Below are 23059 nucleotides of genomic sequence, written 5' to 3'. Positions count from 1 at the left end.
ACGGCGAATACAAAATCTGTGCTCACCACCAACCCCTGTAGGAGCAAAGCTTGCTCGCGAAAGCAGCGTGTCAGTCGACGTTGAGGTTGACTGATACTCCGCATTCGCGAGTGGGCTCGCTCCCACAGGGGATTTTCAGTGAACTCGGAATCTGTGTTGGGCGCTGATCCATGTGGGAGCGGGCTTGCTCGCGAAAGCGGTGTGTCAGTCGACATCATTGCTGACTGACAGTCAGCATTCGCGAGCAAGCTCTGCTCCTACAGGGATTGTGGTGGGGCTTAGGCCGGGTAGTTGGCGCGGAGGGCTTCGAGGCCGCCCTTGTAGATCCCGTCGAACAGCGCTTCCACTTCTTCTTCAGTCACGCCTTTGGCCGTAAACCGACCAGACCAGGTCACCCGCGCGCCCTGCCCTTGGACTTCTACGCGCAAGGTCGCCAGGTAATCGGTGGCCGGGAACGGCGCCTGCTCGATCGAGTAGCTGTAGGTTTTGCCTGCGTTGTCGAACGCTTGCAGACGCTCGATCACCCCCGCGCCATCCGCCGTTTGCAGGCTGCGCACGCGCCCGCCTTCGCTCAGTTCGCTTTTCACAATAAACGGCAGCCAGTCCGGCAGCGAGTCGAAGCCGCCGATCAATTGCCAGACCTGGTCGGCCGAAGCCGGAATATCGATAGTCGCTGATGCAGTTGCCATAAATGAGTGTCTCTCTATGAATTCAGGTTCAGATTGCCATGCTGTCGACGACGCCGCCATCCACGCGCAACGCCGCGCCGGTGGTGGCCGAGGACAGTGGCGAGGCGATGTAGGCGACCAGGTTGGCGACTTCTTCGACGTCGGCCACGCGCTGGATGATCGAGCTCGGGCGGGCCTTGCGCACGAAGGCGTCGGCTTCTTCCCGGGCGCTGCGGCCTGACTGGGCAGTGGCGTCCTTGAGCATCTGTTCCAGGCCGTCGGTGAAGGTCGGGCCAGGCAGGATCGCGTTGACCGTCACCCCGGTGCCAGCCAGCCGTTTGGCCAAACCGTGGGACACCGCCAGGTTGGCGCTTTTGGTCACGCCATAGTTGATCATGTCGGCCGGGATCGCCACCCCGGATTCCGAGGACAGGAAGATCACCCGACCCCAGCCGTTCTTGACCATCTCAGGCGTGTAGTGCCGGGCCAGGCGCACGCCGGAGATCACGTTGACTTCATAGAAGCGCGTCCACTCACTGTCCGGCGCATCGAAGAAATCCACCTCGTTGAAGATCCCGAGGTTGTTTACCAGGATGTCCGCCCGGGGCTCGGCAGCGAACAATTGCTCGGCGCCTTGCGCAGTGCCGAGGTCGGCGGTCAGGCCACGCAGTTGCGCGCCCGGCACCTGTTCACGAATGCTCGCCAACGCCTGTTCTACCTTGGCCGAGTCGCGGCCGATCACCACCACCGTGGCGCCGGACTCGGCCAGCGCCTTGCTGATGCCCAGGCCAATGCCGGCGGTGCTGCCGCTGACGATGGCAAGTTTTCCAGTCAGGTCGATTTTCATGCCACACCTCCCGGCAATGGAGCCCGTTCAGAGATCAGTTTCGAGTCACGCATTGCCTGCCAGAACGCCGCAGGAATCACCTCATTCAACGCTGCCACATCTTCAGCGATGCGATCAGGACGGCTCGAACCCGGAATCACCGCCGCCACCGCCGGGTTGGCCAGGGAGAACTGCAACGCCGCCGCTTTGATGCTGACGCCGTGAGCCGCCGCAATCCGCTTGATCTGCTCGACCTTGTTGACGATCGCCGGGCTCGCCTTCTGGTATTCGAAGTGCGTGCCGCCCGCCAGGATGCCCGAGCTGTAAGGACCGCCGACCACGATTTCAACGTTCTGCGCCAAAGCCGACTCCATCAAACGCTGCAAGGCGCGATCATGGTCCAGCAGCGTGTAGCGACCGGCCAACAGGAAACCATCCGGCTGGGCTTCGGTCAGGTCCAGGGTCAGTTCGCACGGCTCAACTTTGTTAACGCCCAGGCCCCAGCCCTTGATCACGCCTTCTTCGCGCAAACGGGTCAGCACTTTGAACGCGCCGGTGCGGGCCTGGTTGAAGTATTCCAGCCATTGATCGCCGTAGAAATCCTGGGCGATGTCGTGGATCCAGACGATGTCCAGGCGATCGGTTTGCAAGCGCTTGAGGCTGTCCTCGATCGAACGCATGGTCGCGTCGGCGCTGTAGTCGTTGACGATTTTGTTCGGGCGACCGTGTTCAAACACGCCAGCCTTCTCGCCGAGGTCACGGGCGGCGGTGTCTTCGATTTCATCGAGGATCACCCGGCCGACCTTGCTGCTAAGCACGTAGTCGTCGCGGTTGTACTGGGCCAATGCGGTGCCGAGGCGAATTTCCGACAGACCAGAACCGTAGAACGGCGCAGTGTCGAAGTACCGCACGCCGGCATCCCAGGCGGCGTGCACGGTGGCCATCGCCTCTTCTTCCGGGATGGCGCGGAACATGTTGCCCAATGGGGCGGTGCCGAAACCCAGGGTGCCGGGCAGTTTGTCTTTCAAGCTCATGGGTGATTCCTCTTGAGTGTCGAGGTCAGCTTTGGTGACCGTTGAGCCGATCGTAGATTGCAGCGGTCGGACCGTCCAAGACATAATACGCAGCACTTGAGTCCCAAGAGGTCTGACATGATCGACATCCGCCAATTGCGCTACTTCGTCGCCGTCGCCGAGGAAGAACACGTCGGTCGCGCCGCCGAACGCCTGCACATTTCCCAGTCGCCCCTGAGCCGGCAGATCGCCCAGCTCGAAGAACGCCTGGGCCTGACCCTGTTCGAACGCAGCCAGCAACGCATCCGCCTGACCCGCGACGGCCAGACCTTCCTGGCCGAAACCCGCGCCCTGTTGACCCACGCCAATCGCCTGGAATCCCTGGGCAAGCGCCTCGGTCGTGGCGAAGAAGGCGGGTTGTGCATCGGCTACATCGAAAACGCCATGCATGCTGGCGTGTTGCCGAATGCCCTGCGCATGTTGCGCGCGGACCGGCCGAATGTGCACGTCGCGCTGTACAACCTCAGCTCCGCCGAACAATTGGAAGGCCTGCGCCAGCGTAGTCTGGATATTGCCCTGGTGAGTGAGCCACCCGTCGCCGATGACCCGGACTTGTTGGGTTTTCAGGTGCTGGACGACCCGATGCTGCTGGCCTTGCCCGAGCACCATCCATTGGCCCATCAGGCCACGTTGGGCCCGGCAGACCTGGCGGATCAGGAATGGATCGGCGTGCAACACCGGCAGAACTGCGCCAGCCGCGAAGACTTTGTCAGCGCCTGCATTCGCGCCGGGTTTACGCCGGACATTCGCATGGAGGCCACGGAACCGTTTACCGCGCTGGGGCTGGTGGCGTCGGGGTTGGGGATTGCGATGATCCAGAAAGGTTTGAGCCGCAATGCCCCGCCCGGTGTGGTGTTGCGGGAGGTACCGTGGATCTCGTTTACCACGCCGTTGTGGGCGGCGTGGCACCGGATTAATTTGAGGCCGTTGGTGGAAACATTCAGGAAAGTCCTGACAGAACCTATGGGAGCGGGCTTGCTCGCGAAAGCAGTCTGACAGTCGACATCTCTGCTGAATGAGCCGGCCTCTTCGCGAGCAAGCCCGCTCCCACAAGAGACCTGCGCCGTCCGCACATCTTGCGAACAACACCAAACCCATGTGGGAGCGGGCTTGCTCGCGAAGGCGTCGACTCAGGCAACATCTGCGTGAACTGACACACCGCTTTCGCGAGCAAGCCAGCTCCCAAAGGGGGATTGCGGTGTTTAGTGGATCTCGGTGATTACCCGCTCCGCCAACGCCAGGCAACTGGTCAAACCCGGGGATTCGATGCCAAACAGGTTCACCAACCCCGGCACACCATGCTGCGCCGGGCCGCTGATGATGAAGTCAGCGGCCGGTTCTGTGGGACCGGTGATCTTCGGTCGAATGCCGCTGTAGGCCGGTTGCAGGCTGTCATCCGGCAATCCTGGCCAGTAGCGGCGGATTGCCTGATAAAAACCCTCCGCCCGACGCGGATCGACGCGGTAGTCGATGTTGTCGATCCACTCCACATCCGGCCCAAACCGCGCCTGTCCGCCCAGATCCAGGGTCATGTGCACACCCAACCCGGCACTTTCCGGCGCGGGGTAAACCAGGTGCCGAAACGGCGCACGACCGCTGAAACTGAAGTAACTGCCCTTGCACAATCGCGCTTTGGGAACGTGCTGCTGTGGCAAGCCGCTGATCCGGCTAGCGACCTCAGGCGCAGACAACCCGGCGCAATTGATCAACTCGCGGCAGCTCAGCGTCATCGGTTGCGCGCCACCCATTTGCAGCTCGAAACCTTGCTCGATACAGCGGGCCGCCAGCAACGGCGTATGAAACGCGACCGACGCGCCCGAGGCCTCGGCGTCCGCTTGCAACGCCAGCATCAACCCATGGGAATCGACAATGCCGGTGGACGGCGACCTAAGCGCGGCAACGCAGGACAACGCCGGTTCAAGCGCCCGCGCCTGCTCGGCGTCGAGCCATTGCAGATCATCGACGCCATTGCGCAAACCTTGCGCCAACAACCGTTGCAGCGCCACGACCTGATCATCATCGGTGGCCACAATCAACTTGCCCAGCCGCTGATAATCCACCCCGCGCTCATCGCAAAAGGCATACAAGCGCTGCTTGCCTTCGACACACAGCTGCGCCTTGAGGCTGCCACTCGGGTAATAAATCCCCGCATGGATCACCTCGGAATTACGCGAACTGATGCCCACGCCAATCCCCTCGCCAGCCTCGACCACAATCACGTCGCGCCCACTCAAGGCCAAGGCCCGAGCCACCGCCAGACCGACCACGCCGGCCCCGACCACCACGCATTCAATATCGATGCTCACCTGCCCTCCGCTCATTCAAGCCAGACCCCGTTCCCGATAATCGATCAGGCTGGAGAAAATCGCCAGCAGCAGCGCCATGACCACGAAGAAGATCAGCACCAGGAAGTACGAACCGGTGAACTGTACGATCAAGCCGATCAGGATCGGCACGATCACCCCGGCCATATTGCCGCAGAAGTTCATGGTGCCGGCCAGCACACCGGTTTTCGAGGTACCGCCGAGGATCGACGGAATGCACCAGTACATGCCGCACCAGCGGATGAAAAACATCGCCACACACAGCAGGCCGATCGCTTTGCTCGCCTCGTTGGCATAGGCCACCGCCAGCATGCACAGCGCCGCCACCAGCGCCGAACCGCTGAACATGCTGCGCATCACCAGGTTCGGTGAGGCGCCGCTGGATTTCCACTTGTCGCCGAGATAACCGCCCACCAGTTCGCCGACGAAGCCGCACATGAAGATCAGGAACGTCGCGCCGCCCATGCTCGAAATGTTCAGACCGTGGGTCTGGTGCAAGTAACTGGGCATCCAGGTCAGCAAGCCGTAGAACACACTGAGGATGCAGCAGTAACCGGCGAACATCGCCAACACCGAGCGGTCCTTGAGCAGTTCTTTCAGAGCGATGCTGGTCACCGCGCCGGGTTGGCTGGTCTTGCGATTGCCTTCGGTGATGTGCGCCAGTTCCGCGGCGTTGACGCCGGGGTGTTCGCTGGGGTGGTTGCGGATGTATTTCCAGGCCAGCACACCGGCGAGCATGGTGCCGACCCCGGCGATCACAAACGCAATGCGCCACGAGTCGAACCAGCCGATCAGGCCCGCGATGATGATCGCGCCAAACGCGCTGCCCAATGGGGCGCCGCCATCCACCAGCACCGCGCCGCGCCCGCGTTCGTTGGGGGTCAGCCAGGCGCCGTTGAGCTTGGCGCCGGCGGGCATGATCGGCGATTCGGCGATGCCCAGACCCATGCGCGTGATCAGCAGAATGATCCAGTTATGCGCGCCAGCGGCCAAGGCCTGGAATGCGCCCCACGCCACTGTTGCGATGACGATCACACGCCGGGTCTGGAAGCGATCCAGCAGCATGCCGCCGGGAATCTGCATCAACGCGTAGGACCAGAAAAACGCGCTGAGCATCAAGCCCTCCAGCGCTGGCGGGATCTGGAATTCGCTGGAAATCAACGGTAAGGCCACCGACAACGAAGCGCGGTCGATATAGTTGATTGCGGTCAGCAGCAACATGATCAGGAAGATTCGCCAGCGCACGCTGGTGGGACGCTCGGCGGCGGCCAGGGAAAGGGTTTCGGCACTCGGATTGTTCATGAGGGGCGCTCTTTATTTTTGTGGATGCAAGCGGCCCAATGCCTGTCAACTAACACACAACCCCTGTGGGAGCGGGCTTGCTCGCGAAGGCGTCGTGTCAGGCAACATCTGCATGAACTGACACACCGCATTCGCGAGCAAGCCCGCTCCCACAGGGATTACGGTGACTGACGGACATCGGCAAGCAGCCCCACTCTAATCAGGCGCCCTCCAAGTGAATAATGATGGGATCTGCTTGGGGGATCACCAAACGTCATCCCCCGCGAAGATCAGAACGTGCCGGGGTAGCTGCCGCCATCCAGCAACAGGTTTTGCCCGGTGAGGAAGCCAGCCTGGGCGCTGCAGATGAACGCGCAATAGGCGCCGAACTCCTCGGGCTGGCCGAAGCGCTGGGCCGGCACATGTTTGCGCCGTTGCTCGCTGATGCTCTCGACGCTGGTGCCATTGGCGTCAGCCGCAGCGCTCAGCGTCTTGTGCAAACGCTCGGTTTCGAACGGACCGGGCAGCAAGTTATTGATCGTCACGTTGTTCCCGGCCAGCCGCGACTGACGCGCGAGCCCGGCGATAAAACCGGTGAGGCCGCTACGGGCGCCATTGGACAGGCCCAGCACGTCAATCGGCGCCTTCACCGCGCCGGAGGTGATGTTGACGATGCGCCCGAAGCCGCGCTCGGCCATGCCATCGACGCAGGCCTTGATCAGCTCAATGGGCGTGAGCATGTTGGCGTCCAGCGCCTTCAGCCAGTCCTCGCGCTGCCAGTCGCGGAAGTCACCGGGTGGCGGGCCACCGGCGTTGTTGATCAGGATGTCGACCTGAGGACACGCCGCCAGCACCCGCTCGCGCACTGCGGGCTCGCTGATGTCCCCGGCCACGGTGCGCACTTCGACGCCCAGGCTGCGCAATTCTGTAGCGGCAACCTGCAAGGCGTCTTCGCCGCGGGCGTTGATCACCAGGTTGACGCCCTCCTTCGCCAAGGCCCGCGCACAGCCCAATCCCAAGCCTTTGCTGGCGGCGCAGACAATCGCCCAGCGCCCCGAAATGCCCAAATCCATGATGTGTCTCCTGTTGATTGTGAAATGAGAATGACTGCGTGAGTGACGTATCCGAGCCATGTGCCAGGCTTTAGAACCACCCCTCACCCTAACCCTCTCCCCAAAGGGGCGAGGGGACTGACCGAGTCGTTTATTCGAGATACATCGACCTGAAATATCGAGTCGAACTCAGGTTTGAACAGCATGAAGATCGGCTCCCTTCCCCCCTCTCCCCAGCGGGGCGAGGGAACTGACCGAGTCGTTTATTCGAGATACATCGACCTGAAGTATCGAGTCGAACTCAGGTTTGAACAGCATGAAGATCGGCTCCCTTCCCCCCTCTCCCCAGCGGGGCGAGGGAACTGACCGAGTCGTTTAGTCCAGATACATCGACCTGAAATATCGAGTCGAACTCAGGTTTGAACAGCATGAGGATCGACTCCCTTTCCCCCTCTCCCAAGGGGGGGCGAGAGGACTGACCGAGTCGTTTAGTCCAGATACATCGACCTGAAATATCGAGTCAAACTCAGGTTTGAACAGCATGAAGATCGGCTCCCTTCCCCCTCTCCCCCCAGGGGGCGAGAGGACTGACCGAGTCGTTTAGTCGAGATACATCGACCTGAAATATCGAGTCGAACTCAGGTTTGAACAGCATGAAGATCGGCTCCCTTCCCCCCTCTCCCCAGCGGGGCGAGGGAACTGACCGAGTCGTTTGGTCCAGATACATCGACCTGAAATATCGAGTCGAACTCAGGTTTGAATAGCATGAGGATCTGCTCCCTTTCCCCAGGGGGGCGAGGGGACTGACCGAGTCGTTTAGTCGAGATACATCGACCTGAAATATCGAGTCGAACTCAGGTTTGAACAGCATGAAGATCTGCTCCCTTTCCCCCTCTCCCCCTTGGGGAGAGGGCTGGGGTGAGGGGTGGATCTTGCAGCCACCACATCCTCACCGACCAGCTCCCATCCAGCAAGTGATGACAAACAGTCATCACCGGATCAGACCTTTTCATTATCAGCCGCCCGCCCCGCTTATTACTGTCTCCAGACCAATAAGAAACCGGAGACACCCATGAACCCGTTCCAGTTTTATTTCCCCACGACCTTGAAGAGCGGCAACGGCCTGGTGCGTCAGGCCGGTGCATTGCTCAAGCCGCATGTTCAAAAAAAACTGCTGGTGGTCACCGATCAGGGGCTGATCGCGTCCGGGGTGATGGAAAGCTTTTTCGCCTCGCTGGCTGAAAGCGAAATCCGCTACGAAGTGTTCGCCGGGGTCGAACCGAATCCCACCACCGACGTGCTGGAACGCGCGGTGGCCTTTCTCAAAAGCCATGAGTGCGATGCAGTGATCGGCGTCGGTGGCGGCAGCAGTATCGACACCGCCAAAGGTGTGGCGGCGATGGCCACCAACCCCGGCAACATCCTCGACTACGAAGGCTACGACAAACTGCTGCACCCGCCGCTGCCGATTTTCGCCATCCCGACCACCTCCGGCACTGGCAGCGAATGCACCGCGTCCACGGTGTTCACCAACACCAAAACCCTGTTCAAGACCGTGATCATCAGCCCGGCGCTGTTTCCGAAACTGGCGATTCTCGACGCCGAACTGACCCTCAAACTACCGCCGTCGATCACCGCCGCCACCGGCATGGACGCCTTGACCCACGCCATCGAATCCTACGTGTCGAAGCAGGCTAACCCGGTCAGCCAGGCCCTGGCCCTGCAAGCGATCAAGATGATTTGCACGCATCTGCCCAAGGCGTTTTTCGTCGGTTCCGACCTGCATGCCCGGAAGCAGATGCTGCTCGCTTCATTCCTCGCTGGGGTCGCGTTTGCCCAGTCGAAACTCGGCAACGTGCATGCGATGTCCCACACCTTCGGCGGCGTATTCAACATCCCCCACGGCATCGCCAACGCGACGCTGTTGCCCTACGTCATCGAATACAACCTGGCGGCCTGCCCGGAGCTGTTCCGCGAGATTGCCATCGCCATGGGCGAAGACGTCGACGGCCTGAGCCCCGCCGATGCCGGCTACAAAGTGGTGGAGCACGTGATGGCACTCAACCGGGCCATCGGCATCCCCGCCAACATCAAGGACCTGGGCGTGGACCTCGACTACATGCCGCAAATGGTCAACGACTCGATGCGCAGCGGCAACGTGCTGGTCAACCCGCGCCTGACCACCGCCGCCGACATCGAACGGATCATCACCAACGCCTACCACGGCATTCATTCCTGAGGAAACGAACCCCATGTTTTACGAAATGCGCACGTACACGATCCAGATCGGAAAAATGCAGACCTACCTCAAGCACTTCGAAGAAAACGGCCTGCCGGTGATCTCCCGCTACGCCACGCTGGTGGGCTGGTGGTACACGGAAATCGGCGAGCTGAACCAGGTGATCCATATCTGGGCCTACGAGAGCCTGGATGAACGAATCAAGAAACGTGCAGCGCTGTATCAGGATTCGGATTGGCTGGAAGGGTTTGTGCCGATCGCGTTTCCGATGCTGGAGAAAATGGAATCGAAACTGCTGATCGCGGCGGATTTTTCGCCGATCAAATAAACCCCAAACGCCACCGCCCCCCTGTAGGAGCTGCCGAAGGCTGCGATCTGTTGATCTTGTTTTTTAGAATCAAAGTCAAAAGATCGCAGCCTTCGGCAGCTCCTACAGGGGCGGTATGGCGTTCAAATCCAAGGACAACCTCATGTGCGACCACAACACCAATAACATCGCCGCCGACCACGCTCCTGACATCAAAAAACTCCTCGAAGGCCTGCCCACCAACTGGGGCAAGTGGGGTCCGGACGATGAAGTCGGCGCGCTGAATTACCTGCAAAGCGCCGAGATCCTGCGCGGTATCGCTTCGGTTCGCCAGGGCAAGACCTTCACCCTGCAAGTCCAAATCGGTCACCCAAAAGGCGAACCGCTGTGGCCCGGCCGACGCCCGTCGATGCGGGTCAACGTGCTGGACAAGGGGCATTTTCTCGCGGGTAAAACCCACTTCGACGGCCATGTGGAATACGCCGACGATGTGATCTTCATGCACCTGCAAGGCTCGACCCAGTACGACGCGTTGGGCCACGTCTGGCACGACAACAAACTGTGGAACGGCTACGACGCCATGAGCACCATCGGTAGCATGGACAAGGCCAGCATCCTGCCGATTGCCGAGCGCGGGATTGTCGGGCGTGCGGTGCTGATCGACATGGCCCGTCATCGCGGCAAAGCGGTGCTGGACAAGGGTGAAACCTTCAGCCATCTGGACTTGTTGGCGGCGGCGAAAGCCCAGGGCATCGAGATCGAGAAACGCGACATTCTGATCATCCGCACCGGTTGGATCGGCTCGTTCTACGAGCGCGAACCGCAAGAGTTCTACAAGGATTTCGCCGAGCCGGGCCTGACCTTCAGCCGTGAATTGGTGGAATGGTTTCACCAGATGGAAATCCCCAATCTGGTCACCGACACCATGGCCAACGAAGTGGCGGTCGACCCCACCACTGGCGTGCTGATCCCACTGCACAACGCCTTGATGCGCAACCTCGGCGTGACCTTTACCGAAGTGGCGCTGCTCGATGAGCTGGCCAGCGATTGCGCCGCCGACGGCCAATGGAAATTCCTCTACACCGCCGCACCGCTGAAGATCGTCGGTGGCACCGGGGCGCCGGTGAATCCGATTGTGATCAAGTAGTCAGGTCGTTCTGCAGTTCGTTGATCAGCAGGGTCGCCGCCGGAGACACATCGGCGCCGACCCGGCTGATCACGCCGTAGGGTTCGTTCAACGCACGCAGCGACACCGGCAGCTTCACCAGCAAATCATGTTGCTCGCAGAACCCGGCAACTTCCGCCGGGATCACCGCCAGCAACGTCGGGTCTTGCTGCACCAGCAGAATGGTGGCGAAGATCGACGAGGTTTCCAGCGGATAACGCGGAATTTGCAGTCCGGCCTCGTTGAGTTCACGTTCCAGGGCATGGCGCATCGGCATGTCCTTGGGGTAGACCAGCCAACGGTAGTCGCTGAGTTGCGACAACTGCAAAGACCCGGCACACGCCAGTGGATGGTCCTTGCTGGCGACCACTGCCAAGGGTTCTTCGCTCAGTTCGATGCAGTCATACGCGTCCGAACGCTGGCCAACGCTGGTGCGACAAATCGCCAGATCCAGCCGCCCCTGATCCAGCAGCCCCAACAATGTGGCACTGGTGTTTTCCACCAGCTCCACCGACAGCTCCGGCTGCTTGAGGCGCAACGCGGTCAAGGCCCGGGTCAGCAACGGCACCGCGCCCATGATGACCCCTACCGAAAGCCGCCCGCCCTGCCCTTGCAGGATGCTGAGCATTTCCTCGTGCAGATGCTCGACATCGCTGTGGATCAACCGGGCGTAGCGAATCATGCAACGCCCCATTTCATTGGCCACCAGGCCTTTGGGCTGGCGTTCGAACAGCGGCATGCCGATCAGCGATTCAACTTCATGCAGGGCTTTGGTGGCGCCGGATTGGGAGATCGAAATCTGCTCGGCGGCCTTGTGCAGGGAGCCCCGTTCATCCAGAGCGATCAGCAGGCGCAATTGTTTGAGTCGCAGGCGTGAGGCGATGCTGGCGAGGGAAGGCACCGTATCCATGTGTTCTCCATTCCAGGAAAAAAAGCGTAGGTAAAAAACAGACTTTGTAGCAGCTGGCGAAGCCTGCGTTCGGCTTGTAGCAGCTGGCGAAGCCTGCGTTCGGCTGCGAAGCAGTCGTGAAACCTGAGAACGCGGTCCAGCTGAAGCACCGCGCTGACTAATTTCACGACTGCTGCGCAGCCGAACGCAGGCTTCGCCAGCTGCTACATGGGTATTGGGCCAAGGGATGTGTTGTGTCATCCCCGACCCGCCCGCAACGAGTAGCTATCAGTGAATCGCCACCGGGTTGATGTTGACCTGGGTCGAGCCCTTGTACAGCGGCTGGCCGAGCACGAACATGAACTCCCAGGCCTTGTCTTTGACCAGGGCGCGGCTGTCGATCAGCTCCAGATTGTAGATGCCGTTTTTGGCCAGCATGTACTGGTTGACCGGGAACTCCTGACCGTCTTTCGCCGGGTAGATTTCCGACGCCCAGGTGTCACCGCCGAAGGCAACGATCTGCTTGTCCACCAGCCATTTGGCCGCGGCCATGCCGATGCCCGGTTCCACGGCGAGGAACTTCTTGTTGTCCTTGCCCAACAGCTCCAGCCAACCTGTGTTGAACAACACCACGTCGCCTTTCTGGATGGTGATGCCTTGCAGGTCGAGGGCCTTCTGGATATCGGCGACGGTGAATTCGGTTTTCTCCGGCACGATTGGCGTGCCGTACACAGCCGTCATGTCCAGCACCACGCCACGGGTGACGATCGGCGGGACCTTCTCGATGCCGAGTTTCTTCACACCTTCGACCGTGACGAAATCGGCGGCGCGATTGCCGTTGTAGTAGACGTAGTCGATGCCGATATGGCCGATGCCGTTGAGCTGGGTGCCGACGCCGGTCCAACCCACCACCAGTTCATCGTTGAAAGTGAATTTGTTCGGGCCCATGGTCGTGCCACCCGCCTCGCCCGGCTGGACATTGGTCAGGTTGAAACTGCGATGGCGGAAGGCCGGAAGGGTCTTGTCGATCGGAACGGCCAGCGGGTAAGTCTTGCCGGTCTTGATCAGTTTGGCGGCGTTGAGCACCGAGTCGGCGTTGAGCAGATTGAGCGCACCGATTTCATCGTTGGCGCCGTATTTCGAGGGGTACCATTTTTCGCTGTCGGCCGCCTGGGCCGCGCTGAAGGTAATAAGCAAAGTGAAGGGCAGTATCAAACGATTAAGCATGGGGGCGTCCTTATTGGGTTGTGGTGAACCCAAGGTACGCAGCCCGTCGGCGGGGAAACAGACAGGAATGGGCAATACATTTGTTCTGGATAGGCACAGGTGGCGCAGGTGGCGCGAGAGATGCGGCTTGCTCCCACAGAGGCCGACGCTGGCCACAAATCTCACGAACGGAACAGAACCAATGTGGGAGCGAGCCTGCTCGCGAAAGCGGTGTGTCAGACAGCAATGATGTTGAATGTGATGGCCTCTTCGCGAGCAGGCTCGCTCCCACAGGGATTGAGGTTGACCATCAGTGCTGCGTCCACCAGAGATCCAATGTGGGAGCGGGCTTGCTCGCGAAGGCGGTGTGTCAGACACATTAATGTCGACTGACACGACCCCTTCGCGAGCAAGCCCGCTCCCACATTGATCAGCGGCGTTACATCAGCCGTAGGACACTTCCGGGTTACCCGCCTCCAGCGCAGCAACCCGATTGGCCGCCGGCGGGTAGATCCACTGGGTGTTGATCATGCGCTTGCGGGCCTTGCCTTCGTCGTGGGTGAGCAGCACCTGGCGATCCCAACCTTCGGTGTACACCGCGCCCCACTCGCCCAGGTCCAGGCAGGTGGCGTAGAACGGCTGGCGGTATTCCAGGGTCGGCACGCCCACCAGATCGGCGGCGACGTTATGCCCGGCGAAGCGGCCCATGAAGATCGCATGCTGGCAGGACATCAGCGAGTAATGGCCTTCGTCATCGGTCAGGGCCATGGCCACATCGCCCGCCGCGAAAACGTGATCGGTGCCGACCACACGCAAGTCGCCGGTGACTTCGACGCGACCCTGGCGATCCAGTCGGGTAGAGATTTGCGAGGTCAAGCCACTCGCAATCATGCCGCCCGTCCAGATCACAGTCTTGGCTTCGATGCGTTTGCCCGCAGCGGTGAGCACACCGTTTTCATCGATCGCCACCACACCGGAACCGACCTGGAATTCAATGCCCATCGACGCCAGCGCTTCGGTAATCATCGGCCGTGGTTTCGGGCCCAGATCCGGGCCGATCTCTTCGTTGCGCTCGATCACGATGATTTTGAACCGGGCATCAGGACCATGTAGGTTGCGCAGACGCTCAGGCAGTTCAGTGGCGATTTCCAGGCCAGTGAAACCACCGCCGACGACCACGATGGTGTTGCGGGCCGGCGAATCCGGCAGGTCGCTCAACTCTGTCAGATGACGATCCAGCTTTACCGCATCGGATAACTGATCCACGGCAAATGCATTTTCCACCAGGCCCGGCACCGGCGGACGGTTGAGCTTGCTGCCGCTGGTCAAGACTAGCCGATCATAGGGCACGCTGATATGTCGGCCATCAGAGGTCAGCGCATGCACCACCCGCTCGCTGGAGGTGTCGATGCGCTCCACCTGCGCTTCGATGAACTTGACCCCCGCCGCTTCCAGCAACGGCAACAATGGTGAGCTCATCTCGTGAGGCGCGTGTTCATGCAGGCGCGGACGAATGACGATTTCCGGCTTGGGGGAAATCAGGGTAATTTCCACATCGTCAGTCTTGCCGTTGAGGTCCAGCACACGGGCCGCGCCCAAGGCGCTCCAGACACCGGCGAAACCGGCGCCGACGATCAATATTTTCCGGGACATGATGGTTACCTTCGTTCTCGTGATGGAGGCAGACAGCGAGCGACTGTCTGCCGTTTCGAAATCGATGGTAGGGTTGAACGCTGGCGCCCGAAATGACATAAAACCCTGAAATCCTGCCGTTTTTTACCCGGCGTTGTGGAAGCTCTCCATGAATGACATTGCCCAACCGCGCTCGATCGTATTCGTCGCCTACCCCGACATGGGCCTGCTGGATTTGACCGGGGCGCAAACCGTGTTCTGGGCTGCCTCCAAAGCCATGGCCGAACGCGGTTTGCCGGGGTACGAGCGCCACACCGCGAGCCTGACCGGTGGCCTGATCCAGACCGCCGAAGGGCTGGTGGTCGAGACCTTACCCCTGAGCGATTTCGCCGAACACAGCATCGACACCCTGATCGTTCCCGGTGCGCCGAATATTCGTCAGGCAATGCACGATTCCCTGGAGCTGGTCGCCTGGCTGGCGGCGGCGTCGGCCAAAGCCAAGCGCACCGCCTCGGTGTGCAGCGGCACGTTTCTGCTGGCCCAGGCCGGGTTGCTCGAAGGCCGGCGCGCGGCGACTCATTGGGCGATGTGCGACATGCTCAAGGACGGCTTTCCGTCGATTGAAGTCGACAGCGACGCGATCTTCGTCCAGCAAGGCAACGTGTGGACGTCGGCGGGAGTCAGTGCAGGGATCGACCTGGCGCTGGCGTTGGTGGAAGCCGATTGCGGCCGCGACGTGGCACTGCAAGTGGCTCGGGAATTGGTGGTGTTTCTCAAGCGCCCCGGCGGCCAGGCCCAGTACAGCCAGATGCTGCAGGCGCAGACTCAGGACGGCGCCGCCTTCGACGACTTGCACCTGTGGATCGCGCAGAACCTGAGTCGCGAAAACCTCACGGTCGAGGTGCTGGCCGAACAGGTGCAAATGAGCCCGCGCAACTTTGCCCGGGTCTACAAACTCAAGACCCGCCGCACCCCGGCCAAAGCCGTGGAGGTGCTGAGGCTGGAAGCGGCCCGGCGCCTGCTGGAAGACTCCGAACGCAACATCGACCAGATCGCCCGGCAATGCGGGTTTGGCGATGAAGAACGGATGCGCTTTACCTTTCAGCGCAATCTGGGGATTTCGCCGAGGGATTATCGGAATCGGTTTTCTCGTTGAATCACGGTTATCCGCGATCGGCGTAGGAGCTGCCGAAGGCTGCGATCCTTTGATCTTCGCATTCCATCAGCCGCCGACGATCAAGATCAAAAGATCGCAGCCTTCGGCAGCTCCTACAGGGGACCATCATTAACTGTCATTTACCTGAACAAGTTCTAACTTCAATAATCGGATTCGAAGTTTATCCATTCAATAGCGCATTAATCGAACATTTACGGTTGACTTGCCCCACCTGCCTGAGTAAATTGCGCGGGCCGGTTTCACAGGCCTTTTTTCAACTCACAAAAGAATCCAATGGACACAGTATCTAGTCGCTGTCGGGTAACTGCGAATTCGCAGGATCTGGCACATAACCCAGAACATGACGGGACTCGACTTTGCGGTCGGGTGAGCTGCGCTAGAGCTTGATGCTCCACCGTAACTTGCCTCGCCGGCGTCAGTCCGGTCCAGAGGTATGTTATGAACTTCAAATCCACTGTAATGCCCGGCGTACGCGCCTTTGCCTCGACCATGCGGGTCAAGCTCTGCCGTGAGCGCCTCGCCACGGCGGCGGGCCGCGCGCCGTTTTCCAGCCCATCCTCCCCTGCCAAGGCACACCTGCGTGCCAACTGGCGCGTCTGCCCGATGACGGGTCAGCTTCAGCAACGCTGGAGCGTCGACGACAGCCAGGAACCACCGAGTCGGCGCATCGCGCGTCTGTTCCGACAGGCGAGCCTGATGCTCGGCCTGTTCCTCGGGGCGCGCACTTTCAATTGAACTGAAGGCACTTTCAAAGTCCTTCCCTTCCCGTTTTCCTTAGTTGGAATTCGATAACTTCTTATTGCCTGTTAAATAGTGAATTAGTTATGGACGAAGCCAGTAGACGGTTCGCTGCCCACAATTTTTCAGTTGCGGGCCAGCGAACGTTAAACCCTGAAACGCAACTATCAGAATCGATCGCTTTTTTGCGGCTCGACATACGCGCGCTCGTCTTTAATTAGCTGAGGTGCCTGTGTGTCGTGCCGCAAGCCTGCGGCAGGAGCACAGCAATGACCCTTGTAAACACCGCAAAAAAAGCCACTCGCGGCGCCAGCACCGACAACGCCAAACTGTCGATGCGCGCCGCCCGGGAAGCGCAAAACGGCCTGGCCGTGACGCTGACCAACCTCAACGCCACCACTGATGGCCTGACCGATCTCGAAGCCCAAGGCCGCCTGGCGCGCAATGGTCACAACGAAGTGGCCCACGACAAGCCGCCTCACGCCCTGGTCCAACTGCTCAAAGCCCTGAACAATCCCTTCATCTATGTGTTGCTGACCCTGGCCGGCATCAGTTTCTTCACCGATTACTGGCTACCGATCAGCAACGGTGAAGCGGATGACGCCGACCTGACCAAAGTCATCATTATCATGACCATGGTCAGCCTGAGCAGCCTGCTGCGGTTCTGGCAGGAATACCGCTCGTCCAAGTCCGCCGAAGCCCTGAAAGCCATGGTGCGCACCACCGCCACCGTGCTGCGTCGCGAGCATCAGGACGGCAAACCGCTGCTGCGGGAAGTGCCGATGCGCGATCTGGTGGCCGGCGACATCGTGCAACTGAGCGCAGGCGACATGATCCCGGCGGACATCCGCCTGATCGAATCCCGCGACCTGTTTATCAGCCAGGCGGTGCTGACCGGCGAAGCGTTGCCGGTCGAAAAGTACGACACCCTCGGCAACGTCGCGCAGAAATCCGCCATCAGCGCGGCGCCTGATCAATCGAACCTGCTGGACCTGCCGAACATCTGCTTCATGGGCACCAACGTGGTCAGCGGCACCGCCAAAGCCGTGGTGGTCGCTACCGGGGCGCGGACTTACTTCGGTTCCCTGGCCAAAGCCATCGTCGGCTCCCGGGTGCAAACCGCGTTCGACCGTGGGGTGAACAGCGTCAGTTGGTTGCTGATCCGCTTCATGCTGGTGATGGTGCCGATCGTGTTCCTGCTCAACGGTTTCTCCAAGGGTGACTGGGGCGATGCGTTTCTGTTTGCGTTGGCGGTGGCCGTCGGTTTGACCCCGGAAATGCTGCCGATGATCGTCAGCGCCAACCTGGCCAAAGGCGCGATGGCCATGGCCAAGCGCAAAGTGGTGGTCAAGCGCCTCAACGCGATCCAGAACTTCGGTTCGATGGACGTGCTGTGCACCGACAAGACCGGCACCCTGACCCAGGACAAAATCATCCTTGAACACCACGTCGACAGCCACGGCCGGCGCGACGATTCGATCCTGGAACTGGCGTGGCTCAACAGCCACCATCAGAGCGGTCTGAAAAACCTGATGGATCAGGCGGTGGTGCAGTTCGCCAATGCCAATCCAGCATTCCGCGTACCTTTCGCGTACAGCAAGGTCGACGAATTGCCGTTCGATTTCGTGCGCCGGCGTCTGTCGATCATCGTCAAGGACAGCCGCGACGATCACCTGATGGTGTGCAAAGGCGCGGTCGAGGAAATGCTCTCTATCGCCAGCCACATTAATGAAAACGGCCAGGTGATCGCGCTGGATGCACAGCGGCGCAAAGACTTGCTGGCTCTGGCCAACGAGTACAACGAGGACGGTTTTCGCGTGCTGTTGGTCGCCACCCGCGACATCCCGAAAGCCCAGAGCAAAAACCAGTACCACACCGCCGATGAGCGCGACCTGGTGATTCGTGGCTTCCTGACCTTCCTCGATCCACCGAAGGAAACCGCCGGCCCGGCCATCGCCGCACTGCGGGACATGGGCGTGACGGTCAAGGTGCTGACCGGCGACAACGCCGTGGTCACCTGCAAGATCTGCCGCGAAGTCGGGCTCGACCCAGGCACGCCGCTGCTCGGCCAGGACATCGAGCACCTGGACGACACCACCCTCAAGCTGCGGGTCGAAGAACGCACGGTGTTTGCCAAGTTGACGCCGCTGCAGAAATCCCGAGTGCTCAAGGCCCTGCAAGCCAACGGTCACACCGTGGGTTTCCTTGGCGACGGCATCAACGATGCGCCGGCGCTGCGCGACGCTGACGTCGGGATTTCAGTGGACAGCGGCACGGACATCGCCAAGGAATCGGCGGACATCATCCTCCTGGAAAAGAGCCTGATGGTGCTCGAAGAAGGCGTGCTCAAGGGCCGGGAAACCTTCGGCAATATCATGAAGTACCTGAACATGACCGCCAGTTCCAACTTCGGCAACGTGTTCTCGGTGCTGGTGGCCAGTGCGTTCATTCCGTTCCTGCCGATGCTGTCGATCCACCTGCTGCTGCAAAACCTGATGTACGACGTCTCTCAGTTGGCGTTGCCGTGGGACAAGATGGACAAGGAGTTCCTGCGCAAACCGCGCAAGTGGGATGCGAAGAACATCGGCCGTTTCATGCTGTGGATCGGGCCGACCTCGTCGATCTTCGACATCACCACGTTTGCCCTGATGTGGTACGTGTTCGCCGCCAACAGCGTAGACATGCAGAGCCTGTTCCAGTCCGGCTGGTTTATCGAAGGGCTGCTGTCCCAGACGCTGGTGGTGCACATGTTGCGCACCCAGAAGATCCCGTTTTTCCAGAGCACCGCGGCGTTGCCGGTGATTCTGGCGACCGGGGTGGTGATCGGCCTGGGCATCTACATCCCGTTTTCGCCGCTGGGAACAATGGTCGGGCTGGTGCCGTTGCCATGGGAATACTTCCCTTGGCTGGTGGGCACCTTGCTCAGCTACTGCGTGGTGGCGCAGACCATGAAAACGATCTACATCCGCCGGTTCAAGCAGTGGTTCTGATCGCCTGAACACCATCGTCCCCTGTGGGAGCGGGCTTGCTCGCGAAGGCGTCGTGTCAGTCAACATCTGCGTGAACTGACACACCGCATTCGCGAGCAAGCCCGCTCCCACAGTTAAATGTCACGCTTAAAAAAGGAGAGTTCTCATGTCGGGAACGACTCTACTGATCAACCTCGCCGGCGCCATTGCACTGTTGCTGTGGGGCACGCACATGATTTCTTCGGCGCTGTTGCGCGGCTTCGGCACGCAATTGCGCCGCTGGATGGGCCAGCACCTGAATAACCGCTGGCTGGCCCTGCTCGCTGGCATCGGCATCACCGGCATCCTGCAAAGCAGCACCGCCGTCAGCCTGATGGCCACCTCGTTCACCGCCGCTGGCACTTTGGGCCTGGCCCCGGCGCTGGCGGTGATGCTCGGCGCCAATATCGGTTCGACGTTGGTGGTGCAACTGCTCAGCGCTGATATTTCGATCCTGACGCCGCTGGTGCTGCTGACCGGGCTGATCGTTTTCCGGTCGAGGGATGACTCGCGTTTCGAAAGCATCGGCTGTGCGCTGATCGGCCTGGGCTTGATGTTGATGGCCCTGCACCTGCTCGGTTCGACCCTGGCGGAGGTGGAAGGCACGCCGGTGTTCCAACTGATCATGCAAAGCCTCGACGGCGAACTGCTGATTGCGCTGCTGGTGGCGCTGGTCCTCACCTGGCTGTGCCATTCCAGCGTGGCGGTGGTGCTGCTGATCGTATCCCTGGCCGCCACCGGCCTGCTCTCGGCGACCATTATTGTCGCGCTGGTGCTTGGAGTGAACATTGGCGGTGCGTTGCCGTCGGTGATCAATGCCGGCTCCAACGTTGGCCGGCGCCTGCCTCTTGGCAATCTGCTCGTACGCACGCTAGGCGCGGCTGTGGTATTGCCGTTGGCCGGGTGGTTTGCTGCGTTGAAGCTTGATCCAGCAACGTTGGTGGTTTATCTGCACACCGGTTTCAACCTGCTACTGGCGCTAGTGTTTATCGGTGTCACTCAGCCGCTGGCCAGCTTGCTGACTCGCCTGTTGCCGGAGCCGCCACGGGATGTCGATCCGGGCATGCCGCGCTACCTCGACGAGGCGGGTCTGGAGGTGGCCAACATCGGCCTGTCCAATGCCGCCCGGGAAACGCTGCGCATCGCCGATATGCTCTCGGCCATGCTGGAGCGCACGCTGCAACTGTTCCATACCTCGGCGCCGATGTGTGCCGAAGAGGTGCGGCGCATCGATCAATCCCTGGACGTCCTCAGTGCGGCGATTCGTGCGTATCTGGCGGACATCGGCCAGGAAGGCATCAGCGACAGCGATGCCGATCGCGCCCAGGAAATTCTCACGTTCGTGATCAACCTGGAACACGCGGCGGACATTCTGTCCAGCAGCCTCACGCAACTGGCCATGCGTCGTTTACGACGCGGCGAACACTTCTCGGTGTTCGAACTGCGCAACATCGCGCCGCTGCATGAGGCGCTGCGGGAAAGCCTGAGCCTGGCAATCACCGTGTTCCTGCGCGAAGACATCGGCACCGCGCATCAACTGGTCCAGCGCAAGGAAACCGTGAGAAGGCTGGAAGCCGCAGCCAGCCGCGCGCACTTCCGTAAGCTGCAGGAGGACAAAAGTACCTGGGCCGAATCCGGTGACATTTTCCAGCGCGTGCTGCGCGATTACCGGCGGGTGCACCACCACATCGCCGCCCTCGCCTATCCGCTGCTGGAACGGGCCGGTGAGTCGCTGGGCGATGATCAGGTCAAGGAAACCTCGTCATGCGCGTCCTGATCTGTGCCGGCCGCCATTACACTGACTGCCGACAGTGCCGCCGGGTGCTCGACGCGTTCCAGCGCCTGCACCCGGTGCAAGTGCTGATCCATGGCGGCAATCAATACCTGGGCGCCGACATCGAGGAATGGGCCCGGGAGCACGGTGCCGACATCGTGCGCTACCCGCCCAACTGGCAACGCCACGGCAAATTGGCCGAACGCCTGCGCAACCACTTCATGCTGCACGACAGCCGCCCCGACGTGATCATCGCCCTGCCCGGCGGCGAAGACACCGAAGAACTGGTGACCCAGGCCCGGGCGGCGGGGTTGCAAACCCTATCCGTGGCGGATCGCGATTGATGGATGAGGACACAACTCCTGTGGGAGCGAGCCTGCTCGCGAAGGCGGCGGGTCAGTCAACTTCAATGCTGAATGGGCCGGCCTCTTCGCGGGCAAGCCTCGCTCCTACAGGGGATCAAGGTTGATCACAAATTCGCATCCACCAAAGATCCAATGTGGGAGCGGGCTTGCTCGCGAAGCGGCCATCACATTCACCATCATTGCTGCCTGACACTCCCACATTGCGCCTGGCTCAAATCACATTTGCCGCAATTGCACGAATGCGCGATTCCAAAGCCAGTCAGTATTCCGACAGCCTCACCTCGGGTTCAGCAACGCCTCGCGTAATAGCCGGGCGGCTGGCGAGTCGGGCACGTTTTTGCGCGACACCAGTTCATAGGGTTCGCTGCGCGAAGTGATGGGCAGCGGCAGCGTGGTGGTAAAGCCGTAGCCGGAGCAGAACTTGGCCACGTCGGTGGACACCAGCGCGACGAGGGTCGGGTTTTCCTGGAGCAACGACAACGTGGCGAAGGCCGAGGTGGTTTCCAGCAGGTGCACCGGAAAGCGCAGGTCGGCCTCGTGAAACTCGCGCTCCAGCAGCAAACGCATGGGCATGTTGGCGCGATAGACGACCCAGCGGTAATCCACCAGGTCCTTGAGCGAGAGTTGCCGGGCGTAGGCGAACGGATGTTGGGTGCTGGCGATCACCGCCAGGGTTTCTTCGACAAACGTCGAGCTCTCATATAAGTAGGGGGTGGTGCTGATGGTGGTACGGCAGATCGCGAGGTCCAGGCGACCGGCGTCGAGTTGGCTGAGCAACGCGGCGCTGGTGTCTTCGACGATCTCGATGGACAGCTTGGGGTTGTCGGCAATCACCCGGCTGATCGCGGTGGTCAGCAGCGGTACGGCGCCCATGATGGTGCCGACCGACACGCGCCCGCCCTCGCCGCTCATGATGCCGATGATCTCTTCGCGCAGGTGCGCGAGGTCGGTCTGGATCAACCGGGCGTAGCGAATCACCGAGCGCCCGGCGTCGTTCGGCTCAAGCCCACGGTTAGTGCGGGTGAACAGCGAGGTGCCGAAGGTGGTTTCAATTTCCTGCAGGGCTTTGCTGGCGCCGGGTTGGGTCAGCGCGACCTGTTTGGCCGCGCCCAGCAAGGAGCCGTGCTCATCCAGGGCGATCAACAAGCGCAGTTGCTTGATGTGCAGGCGGGACATGATTGAGTTGAGTGAGGGCGTCATCAGGGTTAACTAAAAGTTATAGAGGTATCGAAAGTTGTCAGTATCGAGGCACGCCAGGACGGCCCTATAGTCCACCCCACAACCAGGCAATGCAATGGGTTTGACCAGAGAGCACTAGCCCTCCTGCCCCGGACC

The 23059-nt window shown here is 60.8% G+C and carries 19 protein-coding genes; 9 read left to right on the top strand and 10 right to left on the bottom strand.

Annotation, left to right across the window (positions count from 1 at the left end):
• Nucleotides 1-278: 278 nt before the first annotated feature.
• The 3 genes from HB680_RS13255 to HB680_RS13245 are packed head-to-tail and all read right to left on the bottom strand — an operon-like array spanning nucleotide 279 to nucleotide 2528.
• A complete protein-coding gene (locus tag HB680_RS13255; protein ID WP_213939081.1) occupies nucleotides 279-689 on the bottom strand; it encodes an SRPBCC family protein in 411 nt (136 codons plus the stop codon).
• Between the two features lie 28 nt (nucleotides 690-717).
• On the bottom strand, nucleotides 718-1515 hold the full coding sequence (locus HB680_RS13250; RefSeq protein ID WP_213939080.1) for an SDR family oxidoreductase: 798 nt from the start codon (nucleotides 1513-1515) through the stop codon (nucleotides 718-720).
• Nucleotides 1512-2528 (bottom strand): aldo/keto reductase, encoded by a 1017-nt coding sequence (locus HB680_RS13245; RefSeq protein ID WP_213939079.1) that lies wholly within the window; start codon nucleotides 2526-2528, stop codon nucleotides 1512-1514. Before HB680_RS13245 ends, HB680_RS13250 begins: the two co-directional genes overlap by 4 nt.
• Before the next feature lie 117 nt (nucleotides 2529-2645).
• Between HB680_RS13245 and HB680_RS13240 the strand changes: the two genes are divergently transcribed.
• On the top strand, nucleotides 2646-3563 hold the full coding sequence (locus HB680_RS13240; protein WP_213939078.1) for a LysR substrate-binding domain-containing protein: 918 nt from the start codon (nucleotides 2646-2648) through the stop codon (nucleotides 3561-3563).
• Between the two features lie 206 nt (nucleotides 3564-3769).
• On the opposite strand, the gene HB680_RS13235 is transcribed toward HB680_RS13240, so the two are convergent.
• From HB680_RS13235 to HB680_RS13225, 3 genes are all read right to left on the bottom strand, one after another.
• Nucleotides 3770-4873: an FAD-dependent oxidoreductase gene (locus HB680_RS13235; protein ID WP_213939077.1), complete on the bottom strand. Its 1104-nt coding sequence runs from the start codon at nucleotides 4871-4873 to the stop codon at nucleotides 3770-3772.
• Between the two features lie 15 nt (nucleotides 4874-4888).
• A complete protein-coding gene (locus HB680_RS13230; RefSeq protein ID WP_213939076.1) occupies nucleotides 4889-6193 on the bottom strand; it encodes an MFS transporter in 1305 nt (434 codons plus the stop codon).
• A 269-nt stretch (nucleotides 6194-6462) separates the two neighbouring features.
• The gene (locus HB680_RS13225) at nucleotides 6463-7245 is read right to left on the bottom strand and encodes an SDR family oxidoreductase (protein WP_213939075.1); all 783 of its coding nucleotides are present in this window, start codon (nucleotides 7243-7245) and stop codon (nucleotides 6463-6465) included.
• A gap of 1051 nt (nucleotides 7246-8296) precedes the next feature.
• Between HB680_RS13225 and HB680_RS13220 the strand changes: the two genes are divergently transcribed.
• The 3 genes from HB680_RS13220 (at nucleotide 8297) to HB680_RS13210 (ending at nucleotide 10917) form a co-directional block, all read left to right on the top strand.
• Entirely contained in the window at nucleotides 8297-9463 is a 1167-nt protein-coding gene (locus tag HB680_RS13220) for an iron-containing alcohol dehydrogenase (protein ID WP_213939074.1), read from the top strand.
• A gap of 13 nt (nucleotides 9464-9476) precedes the next feature.
• Nucleotides 9477-9791 (top strand): NIPSNAP family protein, encoded by a 315-nt coding sequence (locus HB680_RS13215; protein WP_213939073.1) that lies wholly within the window; start codon nucleotides 9477-9479, stop codon nucleotides 9789-9791.
• Between the two features lie 142 nt (nucleotides 9792-9933).
• Entirely contained in the window at nucleotides 9934-10917 is a 984-nt protein-coding gene (locus HB680_RS13210) for a cyclase family protein (RefSeq protein ID WP_213939266.1), read from the top strand.
• On the opposite strand, the gene HB680_RS13205 is transcribed toward HB680_RS13210, so the two are convergent.
• The 3 genes from HB680_RS13205 to HB680_RS13195 form a co-directional block, all read right to left on the bottom strand.
• The gene (locus HB680_RS13205) at nucleotides 10910-11845 is read right to left on the bottom strand and encodes a LysR family transcriptional regulator (RefSeq protein WP_213939072.1); all 936 of its coding nucleotides are present in this window, start codon (nucleotides 11843-11845) and stop codon (nucleotides 10910-10912) included. The genes HB680_RS13210 and HB680_RS13205 overlap by 8 nt on opposite strands.
• Nucleotides 11846-12112: 267 nt before the next feature.
• Nucleotides 12113-13051 (bottom strand): cyclase family protein, encoded by a 939-nt coding sequence (locus HB680_RS13200; protein WP_213939071.1) that lies wholly within the window; start codon nucleotides 13049-13051, stop codon nucleotides 12113-12115.
• 423 nt (nucleotides 13052-13474) lie between these two features.
• Nucleotides 13475-14683: an NAD(P)/FAD-dependent oxidoreductase gene (locus HB680_RS13195; protein WP_213939070.1), complete on the bottom strand. Its 1209-nt coding sequence runs from the start codon at nucleotides 14681-14683 to the stop codon at nucleotides 13475-13477.
• Nucleotides 14684-14831: 148 nt separating this feature from the next.
• Here HB680_RS13195 and HB680_RS13190 point away from each other — a divergent pair, with 148 nt between their 5' ends.
• The 5 genes from HB680_RS13190 to HB680_RS13170 all read left to right on the top strand — a co-directional run bounded on the left by HB680_RS13190 (nucleotide 14832) and on the right by HB680_RS13170 (nucleotide 21703).
• Nucleotides 14832-15818, top strand: coding sequence for a DJ-1/PfpI family protein (locus HB680_RS13190; RefSeq protein ID WP_213939069.1), 987 nt, complete (start codon nucleotides 14832-14834; stop codon nucleotides 15816-15818).
• Between the two features lie 459 nt (nucleotides 15819-16277).
• Nucleotides 16278-16574 carry a hypothetical protein gene (locus tag HB680_RS13185; RefSeq protein ID WP_213939068.1) on the top strand — a complete coding sequence of 99 codons (297 nt, stop codon included), beginning with the start codon at nucleotides 16278-16280 and terminating at the stop codon, nucleotides 16572-16574.
• 272 nt (nucleotides 16575-16846) lie between these two features.
• Entirely contained in the window at nucleotides 16847-19567 is a 2721-nt protein-coding gene (mgtA, locus tag HB680_RS13180; protein WP_213939067.1) for a magnesium-translocating P-type ATPase, read from the top strand.
• A gap of 145 nt (nucleotides 19568-19712) precedes the next feature.
• Nucleotides 19713-21362, top strand: coding sequence for a Na/Pi cotransporter family protein (locus HB680_RS13175; RefSeq protein WP_213939066.1), 1650 nt, complete (start codon nucleotides 19713-19715; stop codon nucleotides 21360-21362).
• Complete coding sequence (locus HB680_RS13170) at nucleotides 21350-21703, top strand: DUF2493 domain-containing protein (protein WP_213939065.1); 354 nt, start codon at nucleotides 21350-21352, stop codon at nucleotides 21701-21703. The genes HB680_RS13175 and HB680_RS13170 overlap by 13 nt, the downstream gene beginning before the upstream one ends.
• A 297-nt stretch (nucleotides 21704-22000) precedes the next feature.
• Here HB680_RS13170 and HB680_RS13165 read toward each other — a convergent pair whose 3' ends face one another.
• Nucleotides 22001-22924 carry a LysR family transcriptional regulator gene (locus HB680_RS13165; protein WP_213939064.1) on the bottom strand — a complete coding sequence of 308 codons (924 nt, stop codon included), beginning with the start codon at nucleotides 22922-22924 and terminating at the stop codon, nucleotides 22001-22003.
• Nucleotides 22925-23059 lie beyond the last annotated feature (135 nt).

The organism is Pseudomonas sp. dw_612, from assembly GCF_018449725.1.
Lineage (GTDB): Bacteria > Pseudomonadota > Gammaproteobacteria > Pseudomonadales > Pseudomonadaceae > Aquipseudomonas.
The sequence above is the reverse complement of the archived record's forward strand: the minus strand, read 5'-3'. Positions and strand labels throughout refer to the sequence as shown.

Excerpts from the sequence above, each read along its gene's own strand:
- HB680_RS13200 (WP_213939071.1), bottom strand. The coding sequence starts at position 13,051 with ATGCTTAATCGTTTGATACTGCCCTTCACTTTGCTTATTACCTTCAGC.
- HB680_RS13185 (WP_213939068.1), top strand. The coding sequence starts at position 16,278 with ATGAACTTCAAATCCACTGTAATGCCCGGCGTACGCGCCTTTGCCTCG.
- HB680_RS13250 (WP_213939080.1), bottom strand. The coding sequence starts at position 1,515 with ATGAAAATCGACCTGACTGGAAAACTTGCCATCGTCAGCGGCAGCACC.
- HB680_RS13170 (WP_213939065.1), top strand. The coding sequence starts at position 21,350 with ATGCGCGTCCTGATCTGTGCCGGCCGCCATTACACTGACTGCCGACAG.
- HB680_RS13215 (WP_213939073.1), top strand. The coding sequence starts at position 9,477 with ATGTTTTACGAAATGCGCACGTACACGATCCAGATCGGAAAAATGCAG.
- HB680_RS13175 (WP_213939066.1), top strand. The coding sequence starts at position 19,713 with ATGTCGGGAACGACTCTACTGATCAACCTCGCCGGCGCCATTGCACTG.
- HB680_RS13195 (WP_213939070.1), bottom strand. The coding sequence starts at position 14,683 with ATGTCCCGGAAAATATTGATCGTCGGCGCCGGTTTCGCCGGTGTCTGG.
- HB680_RS13225 (WP_213939075.1), bottom strand. The coding sequence starts at position 7,245 with ATGGATTTGGGCATTTCGGGGCGCTGGGCGATTGTCTGCGCCGCCAGC.
- HB680_RS13210 (WP_213939266.1), top strand. The coding sequence starts at position 9,934 with ATGTGCGACCACAACACCAATAACATCGCCGCCGACCACGCTCCTGAC.
- mgtA (WP_213939067.1), top strand. The coding sequence starts at position 16,847 with ATGACCCTTGTAAACACCGCAAAAAAAGCCACTCGCGGCGCCAGCACC.
- HB680_RS13255 (WP_213939081.1), bottom strand. The coding sequence starts at position 689 with ATGGCAACTGCATCAGCGACTATCGATATTCCGGCTTCGGCCGACCAG.
- HB680_RS13230 (WP_213939076.1), bottom strand. The coding sequence starts at position 6,193 with ATGAACAATCCGAGTGCCGAAACCCTTTCCCTGGCCGCCGCCGAGCGT.
- HB680_RS13220 (WP_213939074.1), top strand. The coding sequence starts at position 8,297 with ATGAACCCGTTCCAGTTTTATTTCCCCACGACCTTGAAGAGCGGCAAC.
- HB680_RS13190 (WP_213939069.1), top strand. The coding sequence starts at position 14,832 with ATGAATGACATTGCCCAACCGCGCTCGATCGTATTCGTCGCCTACCCC.
- HB680_RS13240 (WP_213939078.1), top strand. The coding sequence starts at position 2,646 with ATGATCGACATCCGCCAATTGCGCTACTTCGTCGCCGTCGCCGAGGAA.
- HB680_RS13165 (WP_213939064.1), bottom strand. The coding sequence starts at position 22,924 with ATGACGCCCTCACTCAACTCAATCATGTCCCGCCTGCACATCAAGCAA.
- HB680_RS13245 (WP_213939079.1), bottom strand. The coding sequence starts at position 2,528 with ATGAGCTTGAAAGACAAACTGCCCGGCACCCTGGGTTTCGGCACCGCC.
- HB680_RS13205 (WP_213939072.1), bottom strand. The coding sequence starts at position 11,845 with ATGGATACGGTGCCTTCCCTCGCCAGCATCGCCTCACGCCTGCGACTC.